We start from the raw sequence: 285 nt of genomic DNA on the forward strand, positions 1-285 counted from the left end.
GCGTCAGACCCAGTTCTTTGGCTTTATCAGCAGACATAACCAACATGGCAGCTGCGCCGTCAGACAAGGCTGATGAGGTACCTGCGGTTACCGTGCCGTTGGCAGGGTCAAACACCGGGCGAAGCTGTGACAGGCCTTCTGCGGTAGTTTCCGGACGAATAACTTCGTCTTCAGTCACGCGTACCAGTTCGCCGTCAGCATTGTGGCCGTTAATTGGGTAAATCTCTTTAGCAAAGCGACCTTCAACTGTCGCTTCGTGCGCTTTCTTATGAGAGCGCGCGCCAA

The 285-nt window shown here is 54.4% G+C and carries 1 pseudogene; it reads right to left on the reverse strand.

Annotated elements, in window-relative coordinates:
- Positions 1–285 (reverse strand): annotated as a pseudogene (gene fadA / locus B3180_RS12875) (acetyl-CoA C-acyltransferase); the annotation flags it as partial.

It is taken from the genome of Idiomarina sp. UBA4206 (genome assembly GCF_002383015.1).
GTDB lineage: Bacteria > Pseudomonadota > Gammaproteobacteria > Enterobacterales > Alteromonadaceae > Idiomarina > Idiomarina abyssalis.